This is a genomic window from Pedobacter gandavensis, assembly GCF_014172405.1.
In the GTDB taxonomy this organism is placed as follows: Bacteria; Bacteroidota; Bacteroidia; order Sphingobacteriales; family Sphingobacteriaceae; genus Pedobacter; species Pedobacter gandavensis.
In genome coordinates this window covers 176230-198729 of the sequence record NZ_WNXC01000001.1, presented here as the reverse complement: position 1 = coordinate 198729, position 22500 = coordinate 176230, and the positions used below count along the sequence as shown (strand labels likewise).

19 protein-coding genes are annotated in these 22500 nt (G+C 40.1%); 1 reads left to right on the top strand and 18 read right to left on the bottom strand.

Features of this window, described 5'->3' with window-relative positions; translation table 11 throughout:
• Window positions 1-17: 17 nt before the first annotated feature.
• From GM920_RS00775 to GM920_RS00720, 12 genes are read right to left on the bottom strand one after another with little or no spacing between them, the layout of a single operon-like run.
• The gene (locus tag GM920_RS00775) at window positions 18-1160 is read right to left on the bottom strand and encodes a glycerate kinase family protein (RefSeq protein WP_182952710.1); all 1143 of its coding nucleotides are present in this window, start codon (window positions 1158-1160) and stop codon (window positions 18-20) included.
• Window positions 1161-1180: 20 nt separating this feature from the next.
• A complete protein-coding gene (locus tag GM920_RS00770; RefSeq protein WP_182952709.1) occupies window positions 1181-2866 on the bottom strand; it encodes a glycoside hydrolase family 10 protein in 1686 nt (561 codons plus the stop codon).
• Window positions 2863-4140, bottom strand: a complete 1278-nt coding sequence (locus GM920_RS00765; RefSeq protein ID WP_182952708.1) for an MFS transporter — start codon at window positions 4138-4140, stop codon at window positions 2863-2865. Before GM920_RS00765 ends, GM920_RS00770 begins: the two co-directional genes overlap by 4 nt.
• A 12-nt stretch (window positions 4141-4152) precedes the next feature.
• Window positions 4153-5454 (bottom strand): aspartate aminotransferase family protein, encoded by a 1302-nt coding sequence (locus tag GM920_RS00760; protein WP_182952707.1) that lies wholly within the window; start codon window positions 5452-5454, stop codon window positions 4153-4155.
• A 15-nt stretch (window positions 5455-5469) separates the two neighbouring features.
• Entirely contained in the window at window positions 5470-6564 is a 1095-nt protein-coding gene (locus tag GM920_RS00755) for a kelch repeat-containing protein (RefSeq protein ID WP_182952706.1), read from the bottom strand.
• A 4-nt stretch (window positions 6565-6568) separates the two neighbouring features.
• The gene (locus GM920_RS00750; RefSeq protein WP_182952705.1) at window positions 6569-7387 is read right to left on the bottom strand and encodes an SMP-30/gluconolactonase/LRE family protein; all 819 of its coding nucleotides are present in this window, start codon (window positions 7385-7387) and stop codon (window positions 6569-6571) included.
• Window positions 7380-8855 (bottom strand): M81 family metallopeptidase, encoded by a 1476-nt coding sequence (locus GM920_RS00745; RefSeq protein WP_182952704.1) that lies wholly within the window; start codon window positions 8853-8855, stop codon window positions 7380-7382. The genes GM920_RS00750 and GM920_RS00745 overlap by 8 nt, the downstream gene beginning before the upstream one ends.
• Window positions 8856-8860: 5 nt before the next feature.
• Window positions 8861-9238, bottom strand: coding sequence for a RidA family protein (locus GM920_RS00740; RefSeq protein ID WP_182952703.1), 378 nt, complete (start codon window positions 9236-9238; stop codon window positions 8861-8863).
• 4 nt (window positions 9239-9242) lie between these two features.
• Entirely contained in the window at window positions 9243-10346 is a 1104-nt protein-coding gene (locus GM920_RS00735; protein ID WP_182952702.1) for a pyridoxal-phosphate dependent enzyme, read from the bottom strand.
• A complete protein-coding gene (locus tag GM920_RS00730) occupies window positions 10343-11161 on the bottom strand; it encodes an SDR family NAD(P)-dependent oxidoreductase (protein ID WP_182952701.1) in 819 nt (272 codons plus the stop codon). The genes GM920_RS00735 and GM920_RS00730 overlap by 4 nt, the downstream gene beginning before the upstream one ends.
• 11 nt (window positions 11162-11172) lie before the next feature.
• Window positions 11173-12057, bottom strand: a complete 885-nt coding sequence (locus GM920_RS00725) for a succinylglutamate desuccinylase/aspartoacylase family protein (protein ID WP_235964392.1) — start codon at window positions 12055-12057, stop codon at window positions 11173-11175.
• A gap of 31 nt (window positions 12058-12088) precedes the next feature.
• Window positions 12089-13225, bottom strand: coding sequence for a sialidase family protein (locus tag GM920_RS00720; RefSeq protein ID WP_182952699.1), 1137 nt, complete (start codon window positions 13223-13225; stop codon window positions 12089-12091).
• A 173-nt stretch (window positions 13226-13398) separates the two neighbouring features.
• Here GM920_RS00720 and GM920_RS00715 point away from each other — a divergent pair, with 173 nt between their 5' ends.
• Complete coding sequence (locus GM920_RS00715) at window positions 13399-14097, top strand: FadR/GntR family transcriptional regulator (RefSeq protein ID WP_182952698.1); 699 nt, start codon at window positions 13399-13401, stop codon at window positions 14095-14097.
• Window positions 14098-14179: 82 nt separating this feature from the next.
• On the opposite strand, the gene GM920_RS00710 is transcribed toward GM920_RS00715, so the two are convergent.
• The 6 genes from GM920_RS00710 to GM920_RS00685 all read right to left on the bottom strand — a co-directional run bounded on the left by GM920_RS00710 (window position 14180) and on the right by GM920_RS00685 (window position 22488).
• Window positions 14180-15685 (bottom strand): RagB/SusD family nutrient uptake outer membrane protein, encoded by a 1506-nt coding sequence (locus GM920_RS00710; RefSeq protein ID WP_202986001.1) that lies wholly within the window; start codon window positions 15683-15685, stop codon window positions 14180-14182.
• A gap of 13 nt (window positions 15686-15698) precedes the next feature.
• Window positions 15699-18878 carry a SusC/RagA family TonB-linked outer membrane protein gene (locus tag GM920_RS00705; protein ID WP_182952696.1) on the bottom strand — a complete coding sequence of 1060 codons (3180 nt, stop codon included), beginning with the start codon at window positions 18876-18878 and terminating at the stop codon, window positions 15699-15701.
• Window positions 18879-18936: 58 nt separating this feature from the next.
• Window positions 18937-19833: a dihydrodipicolinate synthase family protein gene (locus GM920_RS00700; protein ID WP_182952695.1), complete on the bottom strand. Its 897-nt coding sequence runs from the start codon at window positions 19831-19833 to the stop codon at window positions 18937-18939.
• Between the two features lie 384 nt (window positions 19834-20217).
• The gene (locus tag GM920_RS00695) at window positions 20218-20754 is read right to left on the bottom strand and encodes a TetR/AcrR family transcriptional regulator (RefSeq protein ID WP_182952694.1); all 537 of its coding nucleotides are present in this window, start codon (window positions 20752-20754) and stop codon (window positions 20218-20220) included.
• 23 nt (window positions 20755-20777) lie between these two features.
• The gene (pcaF, locus tag GM920_RS00690) at window positions 20778-21986 is read right to left on the bottom strand and encodes a 3-oxoadipyl-CoA thiolase (protein ID WP_182952693.1); all 1209 of its coding nucleotides are present in this window, start codon (window positions 21984-21986) and stop codon (window positions 20778-20780) included.
• Window positions 21979-22488: an FUSC family protein gene (locus GM920_RS00685; protein ID WP_182952692.1), complete on the bottom strand. Its 510-nt coding sequence runs from the start codon at window positions 22486-22488 to the stop codon at window positions 21979-21981. Before GM920_RS00685 ends, pcaF begins: the two co-directional genes overlap by 8 nt.
• Window positions 22489-22500: the final 12 nt, after the last annotated feature.

The following is a 22500-nucleotide window of genomic DNA, read 5'->3' as shown; positions in this document are numbered from 1 at the left end:
TGAAACGATCATGAGTTTTATTCATTATTATAAACAGACAAAATATTACCTATCTGTTTTGAGGTTCGGACTAAATTTTCATAGGTATGATCAATGGCTGCTGACAGAGATTCGGGCTTACTTCCAATACTTAGTAACATAGAAAAATACCGCTGCAGCTCTGCGGGTACTACTATTGGTACATTTCCGGTTAAGCCAATTACAGGAATATTTGCAGCCAATGCATGTTTTGCCGCTACATAAGGGGCTTTGCCATTTAATGTTTGCTCATCGATACTGCCTTCCCCCGTAATTAATAAATCAACATTGGATAAAGCTTGTTTAAAATCGGTAATCTGACAAAAGTGCTCCGCACCTTCCAACAAATCTGCATTTAAATAGACACTTAATGCTGCAGATAAACCACCGGCAGCCCCTCCGAATTTAACCTGATCTAAAGATTTTCCCAGCGTATCCATCGTGAGCTCATTAAAGCGCGACAAAAACGCTTCTAATAGGATGACTTCTTTTTCAGTAGCCCCTTTTTGCGGACCAAATACTTTTGCAGCACCACGTTCCCCCAGTAAAGGATTATCGACATCACATAATACGGCAAACTTGCAGTGGCTGATCTTTTCCGTTAATCCAGTAATGTCGATAAAAACTACCTGCGAGAAATTTCCCGGATACACATCGATAACATGGTGTTCTGCATCTAAAAACCGAACACCCAATGCAGTTAACATCCCTAGGCCACCATCTATGGTAGCCGAACCTCCCAAACAAAGTATGATTTCAGACACTCCAAGGCTTAAAACATGATCTATTAACTGTCCCAGTCCTTTTGTATCTGCGTGTAAAACCTGTCTGAACGTCCCTTGAATAGTTTTAAAACCAGAAGTTTCTGCTACCTCTATTATGGCTGTTTTTCCACGGTTTATGAGCCCAAAACGCGCATCCACCAAATCGCCATAGGCACCAAAAACCAGGTGATGACTAAAATCTCCTTTTAAATGATTTGTGAGTAAAAAAGCAGTATGATCGCCCCCATCACCTATCGGAAATTTGTTAGACTGAAACTTGAGCTTACTCTGGTTTAATCCCTGCTCAATCGCGTTAGCAGCTTGATCAGCTGTAAGGCTTCCTTTGAAACTATTAGGGGCGATTAATATTTTGTACATATCAACTAAACATTCGTTAATTAAAAATATCCATTTACAGCCACCTCACCATAGTTTAAGGCCACTTCCAACCGCTTAACCACAAAAACATTAGGTGTCCTGGCCACAATGCTCACTTTGTTCTCGCCTTTAATCAGGCAGTTTTTTGGAAGCACATAGGCAATCATTTTCTCCCCTTCCTGGAGTCCACGATTTCTATCATAATCCTCCGGATATTTAGCCTGTACTGCTGTAATCTTCAACCCATTCACCTCAATCTCCATTCTGGCAGAACGGTCTGTACGAAGAAACAGGATACTTTCTTTTGGGTATGTTTTATCTATAGGATCTCCAATAAAAATGAACGCTGTACTTTTTTTTCCGACTCCACAAGCCATTGGAAGATCACTAACCTGCAACACCCCGTAAGAGTTAGTAACTCCATCCGAAGCACAAAAGATTTTATTTGCAGTGTTCAGTTTATCTATACTCCCAAGCTCATTAAGCAGACGTGTAGATCTTGTACGGCAAACTAAGCCGCTCGGATTTAGGGCTTTTTGATAATCAACTTTTCCGTAGTTGGCAAAATAAAAGTTAAATAAATATAAACCGTCACCACCCTGACCAAGTATGTGCGAAGCCATTCCTTTGAACATTCCATCTGAATAAAGTTCTCTTGGTAAATATCCTCCATCATCTATTGATCCATATACAGGAATCCTTTTATTTGATTTACCAAATAAATCCTGTTTAAACTTTGCGATAGGCGTAGCGGTTTCTCCTCGCCAATGGGCGCCAATAGAGATAAAATCAATGAGATCTTGCTTTACCCATTCTTTTACATCCAATCCTTTCCACAAAGCGCCTTCAACTGTAATAGGCACACGTACAGACAATAAGATTTTTTTTCCTCGTACCTTGGAAACTGAATCCACCATCAACTTTACTGACTTTACAAAAGAGGTCATTAAATGGGCTTTAGATGAGCCTTCACCAGCCTTAAACAGCACGATAAAACGCATGAAATCTAAATCGAATCCATCAATCATCTCATATTTCTCCAACTGCTCGCGAATCAGCGCCAGCTTATGATCGCGCACCGCTTGATGCGTAAAATCTAATGCCCTCGAACTATTCATTCCCTGGTTATCCTCTCCTATCCAATATTGTGGATTATTAAACCAAAAATCAGGATAGGATACCCTACAATGTGTTGCTGTATCGGCAAAATGAAGATCATTCACCCTAAATGTGATGAAAGCTTCCATTCCGCGTTGTTTGGCCCGTGTTAAAGAAGCATCGATGATATCAGTACCCTCGGCTTCTAAACTCTTGAAATTCTTAAAATATTGCTTAAAAGCTTTACGCTCAGATTCGCTTCCTTTACAATCCAGCGAATCATTCAGATCATCTCCAAATGGGCGCTCATATTTGGAACGATAAAAGACAAAATCACTTCCCGTACACATCATAAATGTGGTGACCACCTTGCTTTCCGCAACCAGATCAACATAATTATTGATATCTGCTCTTGTTAAATCTGGTTTTCGGTTAAACCACATATTCGCCAGCGCGTCGGTACCATCATTGTTATGGATGATCCTGAATTTTGGAGTTCTCGGTTTGTAATCAGCTTGTTCTGCTGAAGATAATACTGCGATTAAACTGATGGATATTAAAAAAAATCCCAGTCTGCTCAATTTCTTAATATTGATGTTAAACTTCATTTGCTTAGGTTAAGTTTTGTGTTGATCATGCTTTCTTTTGCAATTCGTTTTTTTCCGGGCCTAACCAAATACAAGGCAATTGCAGCAAGTACAATTAATACGGAAGCGAATTTGAATATGGTACTCAGCTCAATATTTAAATCTCTTAATGCACCTCCAAAATACAATCCGAAGCCCCCCACCAAAGTGCCAAAGAAATTTAAAACACCATATCCTGTGGCTCTATAACGGTTGTCGACAGTCATGCTCAAAATTGGCATTGTATTGGTATCCACAAAGGATTTGCAGAAAGTATACAGCATAAAGCAGAGTAAAGAAATAGAAAGCAAATGAGAATAATTAGCCAGGAAGATTGCGGGTGCAGCAATACTTAAGCCAATTAAAGGCACATAAATCCTTGCATTGGAATTTTTTCTACTCCATAAATCCGTTAAAAAACCTCCGACCAGCACACCTACAATTGCCGAAGTAAAAACATAGCCCGTGGAGTATATCCCTGCCTGGGTCTGGCTTAACTGAAACCGCTCCTGGAAATAAGTAGGCAGCCATCCCACAATAAGCCAGGAAACAATGCTAATTAAGCCAAAGAATAAAACAATACAAATAAAAGAGAAGTTACTGAACAGCGCACCTAAGGACTGTAAGAAATTGACTTTAGGCTCCTGCGCTTCCTCAATTATAGTTTCTTTAGCTGGCGCATCTTTAAGGAAAAAGAAGATGATCGAAGCATAGCAGATCCCGAATACCCCTAAAATCGTAAAGGCGTAATTCCAAGTATGGTTTTCTGCCAGCCAGCCACCCAGAAAGCCTAAACTTTGTCCGGCCATAATACCAGCCATATGTATTCCCGTTGCTAAAGACCGAGTAGGTCCTTTGTGATAGTCCATAATTAAGGAAAGCGCTGCTGGAATATAACAGGCTTCACTAATTCCCATTAAGGCTCTGGTAATCAACAGTTCCTCAAAACTACTGGCATAAGAAGTCATCCAGGTAACCAGTGACCAAACAAAAAGACTAAAGAGTATGATTTTACTCTTACTGTAACGATCTGCTAAAAATCCTGCTAATGGGCTAAACAAACCGTACACCCACAGGAATACTGCAGTGAGCAAGCCAAAATGAGCGTCTGTCATAGGAATTGAACCTACAATTGAGCCCCGCATGGTGGTAATCATAGTCCTGTCAATATAATTGAGCATCGCAATGATAAATAATAACCCTACAATAAGCCAAGGCCTAAAAGTGTTCATCGATGTGGTGGTAGCTAACTTCATTTTGTCCTGTTTTTATACCATATGTGCAAGCACATATTTTGCTTTTTCAATGGCGAAATCAATGTCTTTTTCTGTATGTACGGCACTAATGTACCATAACCCGCGACCTATAATCCGGACTCCTTGATTTTGCATCCCTGCAATAAATGTATTTAGTTTTGATTTGTCAGCCTGCAGAGTATCACGATAATTAAATACCTCCCCCAAATCAGAGAAAGAGCTGACCAATACTGGCCCTATCCCATATACTTTAAGATTTTGATGGGCTTCTTTTCCAGCATTTTCCAATCCCCGCATTAACCTTTCACCCAATTCAAACATACGCGGATAAGGTTGCTCCTCTTCCAGCACACTAATGGTAGCTAAGGAAGCCGCAATTGTCGGATTACTGGAATTCATTGTACCGGCATGGATCACTTCAGATTTAGAAATACAGTCCATCCATGGCGCTTTACCTACAATGGCACTTATTGGATAGCCGCTACCCATTGCTTTGGCGAAAATGGAAAGGTCAGGAGTAACGTTAAAATAAGTTTGTGCGCCACCCAAGCCCAATCTAAAGCCAGTGATCACCTCATCGAAAATCAGGGCGATGCCGTAACGATCACAAATGGCTCTTATCCCCTCTAAAAAACCTTCTTTTGGGAGTATACAACCATTATTACACATGATCGGTTCTGTAATAATGGCAGCAAGCTCATCTTTGTATCGCGCTACGGTTTGCGCTAATAAATCCAAATCATTCCATGGCAAAATGATAAACTCTTCCCTGCTGTTTGGAGAAATACCATTTGACCAGGGGTAACAGTTTGGTTGATCTTCCGCACCAAGTGATTCCAGTCCAGGGCTTGAAATTCCCCAGGCTACATTATCTAACCAACCGTGATAATGCCCTTCAAAACGTAAAAATTTATTCTTACCAGTCTTGGCGCGGGCAACTCTAAAGGCCGTTTGAACCGCTTCAGATCCATCTAAACAAAAACGCACCAATTCTGCTGAAGGGATATGCCGACAAAGTTTTTCAGCAAGTTCTACTTCCTCGATATGCTGGCCAGCATACAGCTGTCCCAATGCCGAATAAGATTGTACTGCTGCTAAAACTCTTGGATGAGAGTGCCCTAAGATCAAGGGTCCCTGACTTAAAGTAAAATCTAAATATTCATTACCATCAACATCAGTAATTCTGGAGCCATTACCGGCTTTATAAAATAAGGCATGAGGATGATTATACTTTCGGAATTCCGAAGATACTCCTCCCGCCAAAACGCTGCTTGCTCTTTCTAAAAGTCTTTGAGATTCATTATACTGGTTCATATTTGGTTAGGTTTATTATTTTGAATGCTTTAAATCGATAGCGTAAATCTTATTGGTTCTAGCTCCCGGTCCAATCTCTCCGTTTATCAGTAAGCATTGTCCATGGTATATCACTGTCGGCACAGTTAGGCGAACCTCCTGTTTAGGCAATCGCCCTGCAGGTTCCCAGGTATTGCTACTTAAATTATACTGAAAAACATCTGGTAAGAAGCCAGGATGGGTTTTAGGATCTGTATACTGGGCCGTTTCCTGATCCAATCCGCCAAAGAGTACAATATGCTTCCCATTAACAACCGGCGCAGGACTGGGTCCCGCAGCCATTCCTCTTGGCATGTCAGCTAATTTTTTCCAGGCTCCTCCAACTAATTTTCCCCCAAGATATTTAGGAAAAAAAGAATAGGCATCAGTCAATACCTTTCTTTGAATCCCTTCTGATGTTTGGCTGAGCTGAATACCTGTGAACAGGTAGAATATTCCTGCTGAAGAAGCGCTTACTGCATTTATTCGTGCCGGCCCCGGAATGTTTTCCAGCAGTTGCCATCGATCCCCTTTGATGTCATAGGCCAGGAAATTTTGTGTAGGCAAGCCTGCTGCATCTTCCGATCCACCAGCAATAAATAAATAATCACCAACTAAATCCCCACACATATTTGCTAATGCGACTGGCATGGCCGCCAGTTGTTTGATGCTCAGTGCTCCATCCTTTTCTCTCAGCAGCAACACCTCCTTAATATTCTTATTCCCCTCAGTGCAGCCGCCGGCTAATATCATTCCACTACCATACGAAACGGATACGCCATAGGCCATTTTATGGGGTAATTTTTGAGTCTGTTTTTTCCATTCGCCTACTTCGGGTTTAAAGACATAGATGGCATCAGAAAAAGATTTCGCTCCACCATCCCAAGGCATTTTATCCAAAAAATTAGCCCCACCGGCGGCTATTACCTTCCCATTGATTGTGCCTGCATACATTGCTGCAAATCCAATTTTATCGGGCAATTGCGGAAAGTCACTTCCGGCATAAATAGTTTTATTTTGAGCATACAGGCTTGTTTCTGGTAAAATCATAATGGTTAACAATAGTATTCTTCCGAATGTTAAATATTTCATAGTACTATCGATTAATGATTCGCACGCTTCCCGGACCAGGCTCAGAAAGCCCTCCGGTTATGATAATTCTGTGATGATCTACATGAATATTACTGGTCAGTGGAATTAAACTTTCCATAGAAAAGAGCTGGTTTTGCTGGAAATCAAAGCAATGAACTAATCCCATCCCATGGTGTGCAATCCACAAATTCCCGCTTTCGTCAAAGGCTAATCCATCTGGCAAATTATCAGCTTCTTTTCCGGAAGGATGCTTAGGGAGATCCACCAATACCTGCACCTGGGGAGGATCAAAATGAAGGTCCATCATGAGTATCCGGTTTTTAAAACTCTCTGCTACATACAAACATTTCTTTTTTGCATCATAAACAATACCATTAGGGTAATCCAGATCTCTCACAATGATCCGGGCTTGCCCGGCTTTATCAATACCTACCACTGCACCTTCATGACGTACAGAATCTGTAAAGAAAATGGTACCATCCGGCTCTATCCATAAGTCATTCGGACATTGAACAAAATGATGGTCGACTTCTCCGATACACCAGGTTTTTACGAGCTCGCCATTCTGCGCAAAGCATTCTAATGATCCAGCTAAACTATTGCATACAAAATGATTTCCATTTGGCGCGATAAATTGTCCATTGGGACTTTTACATACTGCCCATTCTTCCATAGATTGATCATCAATCTTCAGAATTTGCCCTCCCAATAAATTGGTAATAAAAACATTCCCTAGGCTATCCACCACAGGTCCTTCCGTATAAAAAGGGGTATCTATTAATACATCTTTTTTAAATTTGTCTAGCTGAAGTGGGTTAAGCATAGTTGTCGATTTGTTCGAAAGGAAACATTGGTTTTCTCCGATATTGATATTTAAATTGTTTGGCATCCGCATTGCACTCACCAGGGGTATGTACCTTAAAATAAGTGGGGCAAATATCCCTGTAAGCGGCAATTGGTGCATTTACTCCTTTTGCAATGATCCAATCCAACTCTTCGAGTACGATATTATAAATTCGCAATTGTTCAGCACTAAAAGGGGGTACCCGTATAGAACTGAGCACGATGAAATTACCAGATCTGGTTTTAACCAATACGGTTTGTCCCATGTCGTAATCAACTTGTCCACCATGTCTGGGTATCAGCTCCGTAAATTTCCCCTGTTTTATTTCTTGTACACGCACCTCATAAGGCGCTTTCCGATTAGCGGGATTTGCAGCATTCAAATCAAGTGAAAGCCAGTCGCCCGCCGTATAATTAACTGCTTTTGCAACCAGGGCAGCATCATTAATACAAATACAGGCATTACTCAAACCTGCTGCTTCAATAGCATCCAAAAGAAAACTACTGTTGCCTTGAGCCCCACCCCCAACATTATCGCCCATATCCAGCAACAACACCGGTTTCTCATAAATATCTTTCTTCGCCAGCACCTCGGAAATCTCTGTTTTATTCCCAATAAATTGCGGGAAATAGCTTTGAAAGAGCTTCATGATTTCAGTCTTCAAACCAGTCGTATCAAATGATGCCTCAGTGATTAAAATCAAAGCTGTTCCCATTTCGGCTACATCAGCATATGGAAATCCAAGGATGATACTATGACTGATGATTCCGTCCTGATTTAGCAATTCCTGTGCATCAGCATACAAAGTACGACAAGGATTTACAGCTGTCTCTTGCTGTTCAATACTGATAACGGCTGGAAATTGAATCAGCTCCTGTTTAATCTGAATTTGATCAAAGAGGATTTTTTTAAGTAAATCAGCCACTCTTTTACCTGTCATTCTCTGATCTAGATGAGGATTCGTAGCATACGCGATCAATGCGTCTGTGGCATTTTGCATGGCCATACTGACGTTCGCATGTGGGTCTAAGGAGCCAAGAATTGGAATTTCCTGCCCTACTTTTTTCCGTAATGCCTGCAACCAATCTCCATCTACGTCTCTAATTTCTTCACTTACGGCTGCTCCATGTGCAGCAACATAAATTGCATCTACAGGTAAAACCGGTTCCAAAGCCTTTAAAAGCTCAGCTTTCAAGCGCTCATACGTCAATTTATCAATTCTTCCTCCGGGGATGATATCCGCAAAAAAGATAGGAATTAATTCGACATCAGCTGAAGCCATACCTTCCATAAAACCTGCAATCTCATGATGCGCCTGCTCGTACCGGTCTAGAATTTGGCTTCCATAAAAAAGATGTCCCTCCGCAAAATCAGACCAGCTGGTAGTACCCAGGCTAAAAGTATTTGACTCATGATAAATACCCAATATGGCCACGCGTTTTTTCATAATTTCTATTTGAAAAATGCCATTGCATCCACCTCAAACTTAAGCACCGAACCAATACAACCCACTAAAGTTGTACGCGCTGGAAATGGAGCAGAAAAATACTCTCTATAGATGGCATTAAAGGCCACTAAATCTTTATCTTCAGACACATAATTACGAACCTGCACCAGGTCAGACATTTCTAATCCTGCAGCATTTACAATATTTTTTAAATTATCAAAAGAACGCCTGCATTCTTCTTCAAATGTTCCACTGATAATTTTTCCTTCCAAATCCACCGATGCCTGGCCAGAAATAAAAAGGAATTGACCACATTTAACACCCGCGGAAAAGGGTAAGTGACTATTTGGTACCAATTCACCCTGAATAACTTCTTTTTCCATAATTTTATCTATTTAGTTTGTTTTCAATAATTGTCTTGGTTTGCAGCATATCCTCTGCATACGCACAATCCTCTTTCGTATAAATTTGATCCAGCGCTTTTAAATCCTTTGGACCATTCCCGGTAACCAAGCAAACCACAGGATCCTCAGCACGGATTTCTCCGCTTTCCATTGCTTTTATCAAACCAGCTAAGGCTACAGCCCCGGCAGGCTCACAGAATATCCCTTCTTTTTGGGCCAATAACTTCTGGTATAAGAAAACCTTCTCATCTTCCACAGTGGCACCATTACAAGAGTACTTTAATGATAAATCATAAATAGCCTGAGCATCCAAAAGTGATGGAACCTGCAATCCACTAATACAGGTTTCGCTTGTATCCAGCGATTTAAGTACCTGCTGTTTACCCATTAAAACAGAGGCAATTGTATCATTCCCTGAGGGCTGAACACCATACATCATCGGCTTGACCTGCTCATTTTCATTTGTTTGCCATTTTGAAAAGCCAAGCAGGATAGACAGGTATAAGCCTCCGCCACCGGCAGGTACAAAAACATGCTTTACCTCAGGCAGCGCATCTGCAATTTCGAAAGCTATGGTCTGCACCCCTTGCATTCCAACTGGTGAAAATTTATAGGCACTGATCTCTAAACTATAGTCTCTGGCTACAGCTAGTGCCTTCAAATGATCCATTACCTCTTTTGTCCGCAAGTCCTGGATTCCAAACCCTTTGATCATCAACAATTCTGAACCATACACGCCCATTTGCTGAATCTTTCCAAAAGGGGCACCATCAACTAAAGCAACCAGGCATTTCAGGTCTGCAGCAGCTGAATAAGCTGCCAAAGCTGCACCAGTATTTCCGCTTGAGGTAGCCAGGATCCCCCGTTTCCTTTGCTGCAGGCAATTTGAAACCACCATCGCTGCAAAACGATCCTTATAAGAACCAGAAGGATTTAGATGCTCCAGTTTAAAGTATAAATTCTCCAGTCCAAGCGAGGGGCCAATATACCTGGAACGCAATAGCGGAGTATTCCCTTCACCTAAGGTGATTTGATTGACATCCTGTATGGCAGGCAGTAAGTTTTTATATTTCCAGATTCCTTTCAAAATTCATTCGGTTTAAGGCGTTTCTTCAACGCATAAGAATTAAAATTACGGAGCAAGCCACCATCTATATCTAAAGTTGTGGCGGTAATAAAGCTGGCTTGAGGAGAAGACAGCCAAAATACGGCTTCAGCAATTTCTTTCGGATTTGCAGATCTACCCAGAGGCGTACGACCTTCAATTTCTGCTAGAATTGCATGACTGATGTTTTCACCATCGGGATCTGTATAGTCAGTGCTTAAGCTCGTTGCAACACTCCCCGGTCTCAAGGCCACCGCTCTAAATCCATGAGGGCCATATAAGGCTGCCAACTCATAAGTCAGGCTTTCTACGGCACCTTTGCACACTGTATATGCCGTAGCATAACCGGATGCCATGTGGGCCATGATGCTCGACATATTTACAAAAACGCAATTTTTCTTTTTCAGCAAGAGCGCTTTAGCAACAAATTTGGATAGAAAGGCCGGAGCAGTAATGTTTACAGCTAAAGTCCGATTCCAATCCTCCAGACTGGTATTTGTTAAACTCTCCGGCTTTCGCCAGGCCGCATTATTCACCAACACATCAATTTGTCCCCATTTTGCCATACTTTGATCCACAATGGCTTGTAAAAAACTAATATCTTCTAAATTACCTTCCAGGAACAGATGCTGCGCGTCGGCATTTTCCAACAAGCTTTTTCTTTTTTCTATTTGACTAAAGTCAATATCTACCCAAACAACGGCATAACCTTCATTTGTGAACTTATCCGCTATGGCCCTACCGATTCCTCCGGCAGCACCGGTTACTATGGCAACCGGACCTTTTAATTTCGTCATCTCCTTCAATTCTAAACTGATAAAATACCGCCTAAAGACTCCTCTTTATTTACCCTTGGCTGGCTTCTTATAAAAAGGACCAATCCATCTGCATCAGCATAAACCTGATGAGTTTCGATAATTGGCAAGGCATAGATAAGCCCCCACAGCTGGCCCTTTTTGACGATTTCACCCGGAAAAACCTTGGGCACAAAAATGCCATCTGCTGGAGAAAGCATTTTTTGCTGCAGAAAACCGCTGTCAGGTTCATGATCTTCAACTGTATACTGAATATCATTGACTTCCGATCTGTAATCTTCTAGCATATCAAAAAGCGCTAAAACATTTAAACAGCCATGGATATATGAATTTACCACGTTCACTTTAACCGGTCCCGGCCCCGCATATTCAACATAAATCGCCGGGATATTCGCATCTCTGGCTATCGATAATGTACGCCCCTCAGGCAAAGCATCTGTTCCCCAAACCAAGGGTAAGCCAAAAGCCTTTGCCATTTTTCGCTGCTCGGCTAACACCGTTTTATTCGGATGAAGCATATATCCAGCTAAAGGGAATAAATCAAATAGTTGACCACCAGTATGCAAGTCAATCAAATAGTCGCATTCCAGAATCAACTTTGAAACATTTGCCGCATCCTGCAGCGTAGATGAACCTGATGAATTTCCGGGACAGCTTCTGGCCAAATCCAATCCATCCGTTCCGCAGCGCGTTCCTGCATAATAGGCCGACTTATTCACTACCGGGAGGATCACCACCGTTCCCTTTTTTAACTTATCTTTTAAAATAGCTGAAAGTTCAATTGCAGCCAATATCGGTTCATACTCATCACCATGAACCCCTGCAAGGATCAACAACGTAGGTCCCTCTTGAGCTGATTGAATTTCTATTTCACACATTTCCATATATTAATTATAATACGAGCCCTAATTAATTCTTATAAATAATTTTGAGATCAAGCAAAGCAATATCTGTCACAGAAAGATGTGTTTTTTGTTTTTGGCTTCCTGCACAATAACTTAACAGCACATTATTTTGATCAAAATGGATTGCCATATAACAATACCAACCATCCGGATCTGTTTCTATATTCTTAACGTGTATCCAACTTTTGCCATCATCTTTAGAAATTGCAATGGTTAAGGGAGTCCGCAGATCTTTCACTTTAGGATCAGTACCATCAATATTATTCCAAATGGCAAAAAGATCGCCAGTGGCTGGAATACGTTCAATACTAGCCGGAGATAAAGGCGACTTAAGGTTATAAGGAACGGCATCAGTCCAGGTTTCTCCTTTATCTTTTGAATAGGACACCAATTGAGCGCCACCAGTTGCCCGAATAAACATCATGATATCCCCATTTTTCAATTCCACTACTCCGGGCTCTTGTGTTAACCTATCTTCTGGTCCCTTTACTTCTTTTCCCGCCTTCCAGGTTCTACCATTATCATCCGAATAATAGCTAAACAAATTTCCTGACCCTCCCATGTATGTATTGAGATTTTTGTGCAAGGCAACAGCGAATAACAGTCTACCGCTATTCAATTGTATAACCCGGTCGTTGTTCAATACAAAATAGCCAGTTTGATCTGTTATACAAGCGATAGGCTCAGACCAGGTCTTCGCTTCATCTTTCGAAATCCGCAGATAAGGGATGCAATCCTTTGTCGTATTTTTTTTCAAATAAAACATGGCGATTTCCCCATTTTTTAAGCGCAGCAGCGATACCGACATGACATTCAGACCACCCTCATTACTCAATACCACCTTATCTTTGTTTGTCCAGCTATGCCCGCCATCTGATGAAAATCTACTCGCTAAAAAAGCTGGATCATGGTCATCTCCTGTTCCTGAAGTATACTTGGAATAAATGAATAAAATGCTGCCATTTTTCAAGGTTATAAATGAGCCCTCACTGTTTCTGGGATTCCCAACTCCAGGTTTAATTTCAAGTACTACATTATTCTTCATTACCGGTACCAACTGAGCAGCAGCCTGGAACACATGGGATATTTGTAATCCCACAACAGCCAGGAAAAAGCAAAACACACATTTTATCTTCATCATAATTCTAAAAGTTTAAAACAACAGATCAAATACATATGTACGACATATATCGATATAAAGCTAAATAATATTTTCAATTATTTTTAAACTTTAAAAAAATAACCATTAAAACCAGGCACATAACCCAAATAATTTCTTTACCAATAAATAAGTATTACTTATATTTGGAGACTATGAAAAAACTACAGCTTCAAGGAATAAAGCCAATAGAAAACATGTCTCAGGTTGATCGTATTGAAATTAATCTTTATGAATATTTTCGCAACGAGAATTTTGTACCTGGTGATTCCATTCCCAAAGAAGTTGAACTAGCAGAAGCCATGGGTGTAAGCCGCACAGCCATGCGTGAAGCATTGACAAGATTTAAAACTTTGGGCATTATAGAATCCAAAAAAAACCGGGGAATGTCCATTACCCAACCTGATTTTTTTCAAAACATGAACCGGATACTGAATCCGAGTTTGTTGACCAAAGAAACCATGCAAGATTTTTTTGAACTCCGTCTGGTTATTGAAATGGGTATTGTTGATTTATTATTCATCAGGAAGACCAATGATGATCTGAAAAAACTGGAAAATATCATTGAAAAAGAAGAAGCTGCAAAGAGTAAATCTGAAAAACTAAAATTGGATATTGAGTTTCATTCTACACTTTACCAGATTTCAGGCAACCATACAATTGAACGTTTTCAGAAAATTCTGATGCCGATATTTGACTACATGAATCATGACTTACATATCAGGAGTCAGGAAGAAAACGAGGACTACATCTCACACCGTGTTTTGTTGAAAATTCTGGAAAATGGTACAGCAGAAGAATTTAGAATGAATATGCACAAACATTTGATACAGTATTTTGAACAAATAAAATAAAAATACTACTGCCCCCAAATAGCGTTCAGCTTTTGGGGGCAGTATGAATTTATACCGGATCTTTTTTATTTCCTAACTGAGATTAATTATACCCTAAATTCTGTTTAACTTTTGGCTCAAGACTGAGTGTAGTTTCAGCTATCGGAAACAGCAACAAATTGTTATCCAATGGCTTGCCAGCTAAAGATGGAACCAGTTCGAACGCTTTATTAAAACGCACTAAATCCCACCAGCGCTTCCCTTCAACGGTTAATTCCAATAATCGCTCCTTTAAAATGGCTTTATCATTCTCAACAACCGATTGATTAACATAGGTATGAACTGGGAAATTAACACCATAAGCCCGCTTACGAACCGCATTGATCGCCGCAGTAGGATCTAAACTTAAAGCATTTTGAGCTTCAGCTTTCATCAACAATACATCAGCATACCTAAACAAAACAATGTCGTCATAAAACTTTCTGGCACCACCAATCACAGTTCCACTAAACTTGGAAACCACTGAACCATAGAAAGTATTCACACCATTTACTGGTGCATAAATCTCAATAAAGGTAGCATTACGACGTTGATCATCAACAGAAAACTGATCCCGAACCAGCTTACTAATGGTAAAGGCAGGTAAACCACCAAGTACCCCAATCAGATCTTTAGTCGTCTGATCTGTATTTTTATTCATATAAGAATTATCGATATACATATTCATAAACACGTTATCGCTTGATTCAATATCCTGGAAGCGGACCGCCATCAAAATCTCTTTATTCCCTTTATTCGTGTAATCAAAAACAGACTCGTATTTATCTAACAGGACAACATCGCTCTTTTCAACCTCCTCTATCGCTTTTAATGCCGTACGAAAATCATCCTGCCCACCTTGCATGACCTTACCATTCCAAAGGTATACCTCTGCTTTCAAGGCATTGACAGCTGGTCTTGACCACATATTCCTTCCATTTTTAAAAGCATTGTCTGGGAATAACCCTAGCGCCTTATCAATATCTGCTTTAATCTGCGTCATGATTACAACTTTAGAAGACCTTTCCTTCATAATTACATCAGGGTTACTACCTTCTGTAGGCTCAAGAACCAGCGGTAAGTCGCCCCAGGTCTTGGTCATCACAAAATAAGCATAGGCACGCATGGCATAAGCTTCTGCCAGGATCTGATTCTTATTGTTCTCAGAAGAGAAAGAAATTTGCGGCGTCTTTTTAAGCAATAGGTTTGCAGCATGAACTGCTGCATACATTCCTTGCCAGGTAGAATTTATGGTATTATTGGCTGCCGACACGCCCACATTCGACCGATTCAGTTCATTAAGAAAAAAAACTTGTAAGCCTGCCGTGCCACCTAAACTACGGTCCATCACCTCTGAGCGCGCTTCACCCCAGGCAAACAGATTCCCGGCAGCTTGTGTGCGCAATTTAACATACATACCATTTAATGCTCCAGTTGCATCATTTTCCGTTTTCCAGAAGGATTGATTGGAGATCTGACTGATTGGATCCAGTTCTAGTGTTTTCGTACAAGAAGTAAGGCCAGCTATTGCAATTACCGCCAACGTAAAAAATGTATTTACTTTTTTCATAATCTTCATTTACCTAAAATGTCAAATTTGCACCTAATACAATTGTTCTTGGCACTGGATAACGACCATTATCCGTCCCACCGTCTTCAGGATTCTGCCCCACATAATTTGTGAAATAATGCAGGTTAGTCCCCGAAAGATTCAACCTCAACTGACTGATTTTCAATTTATTTAATATCGCCTGAGGCAACACATAACTTAGCGTAACTTCTCTCAATGCCAGATAATCACCTTTTTCATAGTAATGTGAATTCCCTCTGAATAGGTTGCTCCTTGCTTGCTGGTCGGCCCAGTAAAATCTTGGAATATCAGTGATATCACCTTGTTTTTTCCAAGAACGAAGCACGGTAGAAGAAAGACCATTTTCGCCTTGAAATTGCCCTACGCTAGCTGCTTCTGTATAATTGTAGATAACATGGCCTGCGGTATAGTCGAAACGCACTAACAAGCCGAAATTTTTATAATTAAAAGTATTGGTAAAACCACCGGTCCATTCCGGATAAATATTACCTACATAAACCCGGTCACGGGAATCAATCAAACCATTTCCATCCACATCTTCCCAATTTACATCTCCGCCATACTTAGTCTTATCAGCAAGAGGAACCATCGTGTCTTTTGGCCCTTTAGCAGCTTCTTCATCGGTAGCATAAATTCCTTTTTGTTTATAGGCATAAATATCTCCAGGTTTTCCGCCTTCCTGTAATCCCCCCATCCAGGCGTAATCGCCAATTTTAGGATTGTAAACATAATCGCCACCAATCCGATTAAATGGGATACCATTATTTGGCAATTCTAAAATTTTGTTTTTGACTTTTGCAGCGTTTAAGGAAATGTTCCATCCAAAAGCTGAGCTTTGAGGAAAGACGCGCCCTGACAACTCCAATTCTATACCTTTATTTTCTAAACTACCCAGATTGGTCAAAATACTCGCAAAACCAGTGGAATGCGGTAATGACATATTGGTCAGCAGGTTATCAGTAACGCGACGATATACATCCAACATCAGGTTTACCCTACCCTTAAAGAAACCTAAATCCGTACCAAAGTTTAAAGTTTTAGATTGCTCCCAGGTTAGCCCAGGATTTGATAAAGCTGTATTTTGTACTGCCGCAGCACCGTTATACTGCGCGCCTACACTATATTGCCCTTGTGCATCATAATACCCTAACTGGCCTATATTTCCATTCACACCATAACTCGCTCTAAGCTTAAACTGTGATATTTTATCCGAAATACTGCTCCAGAAAGCTTCCTTATGAACATTCCAACCTGCGGAAACACCCGGAAAAAAGCCCCATTTTTTATCTCCTAAATTCGATGCCCCATCGTAGCGAAGGTTAAAGGAAAGCAGATATTTTTCTAAATAGTTGTAATTTATTCTCGAAAAATACCCCATAATCCGAAGCTGACTTTCCAAGCCGCTTACCGACACCGGCACCGCCGATCCATTTAATGTTGGTATTAGATCAGAAGCTGCACCTCTTCCAGAAGCTAAAAGACTGGATTTCTCTGTCTGAAAGTAAGAAAAGCCCAATTTTGCCTCTAACTCGTGCTTTTCCAAAAATGTTTTATGGTAAGAAAACACACCATCCGCCTGATGTTGAAGCGTTTTGTTATAGCCTCCACTTGCAACTCTCGAATCGATATAACTGGCTGGCCCGTTATAATAAGCTCCTTGAAACGAACGATTGTCATCTGTCACCTGATAAATGGATACTTGTGGTATAAAGTTTAAATCTTTGGTGATATTCCACTTTCCGCCAACAGAAAGGGTTAGGTTATCGGTACTGTTCTTAGCATCAATTGTTGACTCATAATAGAGCGGATTACCGATTGTAGCCCCCAAGCCAGGTGCTAAACTACCATCTTCATAAGTGAATTTTGCAGTTGACGCCAAAGCTAAAGATCTACCGAACATATCACTTTCTTTTCCGAACACTTGTGTATTACGCATATTAGAGTACAAAACACGCCCAAAAACACTAAGATTGTCAGTGGCCTGCAACTCACCATTCATATTTAAAGTCAGGCGCTTATAATCTGTAGAAATCGCAATTCCTTCATTATCCAGATAACCCAAACCTAAATTGAATTTTGCTTTTTCGCTTCCTCCCGATACAGAAAGGTTATGGTTGTTGGTCTTTCCAGTACTGAACAGCACATCCTGGAAATCGGTGTTTTTGAAAATTATCGTTCTGGTAGGATCTGTAGGGTCGACCATACTGTCCCAGCCTTCATTTAATTTATAGCTATTTGCAGGAGTTAGGTATTGGGTAGTGTAAGCTGTTTTATTTGTTAAATCATTCCCAGCACCACCGCTGGTTGCGAGCCCCAGTTTTACCAGCTGACTAGGGTCCTGATCAGCACGTGCAGCAATCCCCATTCGTTGATAGTAAATGAAATCCCTGGCATTCAGCATGCTATATTTCTTTTGTAAGGTAGAAATCCCTAAATCATATCCGTAATTGATCTGAACAGCACCTGCTTTTCCTGATTTTGTAGTCACCAAAACAACCCCATTAGCTCCCCTTGAGCCATAAATAGCAGTCGAAGCCGCATCCTTTAAAACCTGTAAGGACTCAATATCATTGGAATTAAGGTTATTAAGATCACTGCGTATAATACCATCTACGATATACAAAGGCGCAGCCCCATTTGGATTATTAATAGAAGTTCCTCCTCTTATAATCACCCGTGGTGCGGCACCAGGCTGACCAGAGGTGCTTTGCACGCGCACCCCTGGCAATGTCCCCTGCAGCGCAGAAGCCACATTGGCAAGCGGTACATTCTCTAATACTTTCATATCCAATTTGGAAACTGAAGTAGTCAGTTTTTCCCTGGATTGGGTTCCATATCCAATCACAAGAACTTCTTCCATTGTCCTGCTTTCCTCTTCAAGGGTGATATTAAAAATCCTTTGGTTACCCACAATTACCTCCTGCATCCTTTTTCCTATGTAATTAAAGGTCAACTTACTTTGATCAGAAAGCACCGCTATACTGAAATTCCCATTGTTATCCGTGGAAGTCAAATTTGTGGTACCTTTTTCTTTGACAATAACTCCAGGAATACCTAGTTTTTGCTCATCAGTAACTTTCCCTTTTAATTTTACCTGAGAAAAGGAAATACTGGCAAAAAGAAGCATTGAAAAGGTCAATAGTACTTTATAAAAATTTTCATTGAATTTCATAATTGTTATGGTTAGTAACTTTTTGGTTTATATTTGGTTAATTGCTGATGTAACGTTGTTATTCCTGCAAAGTCTGCGCTAATGAAGCTAGAATAGCGGCAACCTGGCTTTCTGTCCAACCTATTTGACCACGACCTAAAGGAGATATTGTATTTCCTATATTAACCTGGTGCTTAATTAGCATGGCTTCTTTGAGAAAAGTCCAGATATTTGGTAACACCAATTCAATAATCTCCTGAAACTTCAACATAAACCTACTTGCCAACTGAAAATTACCTTTTTGAAACTCATGTAATACATATTTACATTCCTGTCCCCATAAGTTATAAAAAGTACCAATAGCACCAACAGTACCTGAAAGTGAAGCCTGGCAAAATAATTCGTCTGCTCCACTAAATAACTTTAGCTGATCTTTGGCTATATTATGTACTCGACTGATTTCCAATAAATTTCCTGTCGTCAATTTCATCCCTTCGATAAAAGGAACCTTTAGAATAGATTGAATAAATTCCTCAAAATTGCCTGGAATAACACCCAGTTGATAAGGGAAAAATGGCAGTTGTGCAGCTTCTGCAATTTCTGTATAATGATGTATTGCCATTTGCTGACCACCAGCGAAATAAATCGGCCCGACTGATGAAACCGCTGCAACACCTGATAGCGCTGCATGTTCAGCCAATCGCACAGATTCCCTGGTAGTTAGACAACCAAGCTGCGCCATTACCGGCACCCTTCCCCCAACACATTCTAAAACAACTTCCAACACTTCTTTTCGATCTTCTTCCCCGAATAGCACACCTTGCCCTGTTGAGCCCAAGACATACAAGCCGTCTACACCTTGTTTCACCAAAACTTCGCACAACTTGTTTAGTTCTTTTAATTCAGGTTTTTCATTATTACCGACGGGGGTAATTAACGCTGGCCATAGACCTTTAAATAAATCTTCTTTATTCATATCATTTGTTTTATTTTCAGATATGTAGTACATATGTATTACATATGTAAATATATATAAGTTACTGTGAGAAAAACAAATGTTTTTTACCCCATCTAAAATCAAGTAATATAGGATGAGTGATACAGGTCAGCGTTAGTGCCGGGGAACAGGCAAAAATGATTTTCTCAACGCGGCCAAGAAGAAATTCTGCAAAACTTAAATTGGGCTGATCTGCTCTGAAAGCATATTTGCTTGCCCCACAAAGAATCTTGCCTTTGAATGATTTTTCATCATGAACAGGGTTAAATCACATTCCAAATATTCTGGAAGGTATTCTTCGCAATGAATCTACTGTTTAAGCCAATGTGGTAGTATACTATGAGTAACGAAATTCTGAGTCAATTAGTTAAGGTCGTACTTAATTTTAAGTAGCTTCTCCAAACTGTTACATCGTTCGTTGGTAAATCTATCAGAAGCATAACTTTTCCATATCCCATCAATTAAAAGAATAAGAACATCCGATTCTTCAACCGGATATTCATAACCCAATAATCTAAAAACCTCAGCCAGTTTATCACCGCTTGGTTTCATAAAACTATTATGATAATGCTGTGCAATTGAATTTAAGGGTAAAATTTTATATTGCATTCGCCAGAAATCAAAATTGGAGTCGACTAAAGTCTGTGGTAAATCAATCATTTGAATCAAAAAAGCCTTAGGTTCTTTATGCTCCAAAAAAGTAGTAGTAAGTGTTAATGCTTCTTTATATCCATTTCTTATTATTCCTTCTAGTAAATTATCTTTTGTTTTAAAATGTCTGAAAATTAGAGCTTCGGAGGTATTTGCTTCCTCAGCAATAGATTTTGTTGAAGTTGCTCTAACCCCATTTTTCGTAAAGAGCCTCAAAGCAGCAGCCAAAATATCTTGTTTCTTACTCATATTCACAGATTAAACATAAAAAACTAAACCCTTTCTAAGATAATAGCGTAGCCTTGTCCAACACCTACACACATCGCGGCTAAAGCATACCTTTTCCCAATTTTTTGCAGTTCCAGAGCAGCTGTGTAAGTAATACGTGCACCCGTCATCCCTAATGGATGACCTATTGCTATAGCGCCTCCATTTGGATTAATTCTTGGGTCATCATCTGCTAAACCTAAAGCACGTGTACATGCTAAAGCCTGTGCTGCAAAAGCTTCATTAAATTCCATTACATCTATTTGATCTAAAGTCAAACCAGCTTTTTTCAATGCTTTCAAAGTAGCTGTAACAGGACCAATTCCCATAATTCCAGGTTCAACGCCAACAACTGCAGAAGCCACGATACGTGCTATTGGTTTTAAATTATATTTCTCAACTGCTTCAGCAGAGGCTACAAAAACAGCAGCAGCTCCATCATTTAACCCAGAGGCATTACCAGCAGTAACCGTTCCTCCATCTTTGAAAGCAGGTTTTAATTTTGCTAAAGCTTCAATTGTAGAATTTGAACGTACAAATTCATCTTTTGAAAAAATGATCGGATCACCTTTTCTTTGAGGAATAATTACAGGCATGATCTCCTCAGCTAAACGACCATTCTCTGTTGCTGCAGCTGCTTTTAACTGAGAAGATAAAGCGAACTTATCCTGGTCCTCACGAGAAACATGGTACATATCCACCAAATTCTCGGCTGTAATTCCCATAGGGTCTATACCATACATTTCTTTCATTTTTGGGTTAACAAAACGCCAACCGAAAGAAGAATCTTCCATTTTAGAATCGTTTCCAAAAGCTTTAGACGATTTCGAAATCACCAACGGTCCACGTGTCATGTGTTCAACACCACCTGCAATAAAGATATCCCCATCTCCCGCTTTAATTGCACGGGCTGCATGTACGATTGCTGACATACCAGAAGAACATAGCCTGTTAATGGTTTCACCTGGCACAGTAACCGGTAATCCGGCTAATAAACCAGCCATACGTGCAACATTTCTATTGTCTTCGCCAGCTTGATTGTGACAGCCGAGAATCACATCATCAATCGCATCTAATGGGATATTAGGATTTCTTTTTACCAATTCAGCAATTGGTAAAGCCGCTAAATCATCGGCACGTAGTGCCGATAATGTACCTCCAAAACTTCCAACTGGAGTTCGGATTCCGTCAATAATATATGCTTCGTTATTCATTCTCTGTTAAAAAATTTTTATTTAAACAATTAAAAACATAAGAGGTTATTAGTGTTACAGAAAGACCAATAAAACACCCTAGGGTGACAAAAATAAATCGCTCTCCGGGTGCCCAATAGGTGTCTGTTTTATGTTCCATTAATACGATTAACAAACCTACAATAGCACTACGCGCTACATTGATTAAATCTGCAAACCTGCAAATGATTAAGGCTATTAAAATTCCCAAGGCTATCTTATAAACATCATCCATAGGAAGGAAAAAAACCAGCAGTCCAGAAATGGATCCTATAAAATTCGATTTACTTCTTTCTATTGTTAATTTTCTGGCATCCTTTTCATCCGGAGATATCACTAATATAATAGATAACAACACCCAGAATAGTTCATGCTGAGGAAATTTCTCAATTAAAAAATAACCAATTAGAAAGCCTGTAACACACCGTATAGCATAGGCTACAAATGGAGAATTAATCGCTCTTTTGATAAGTTTGACCAGCATACTCCTTAATGT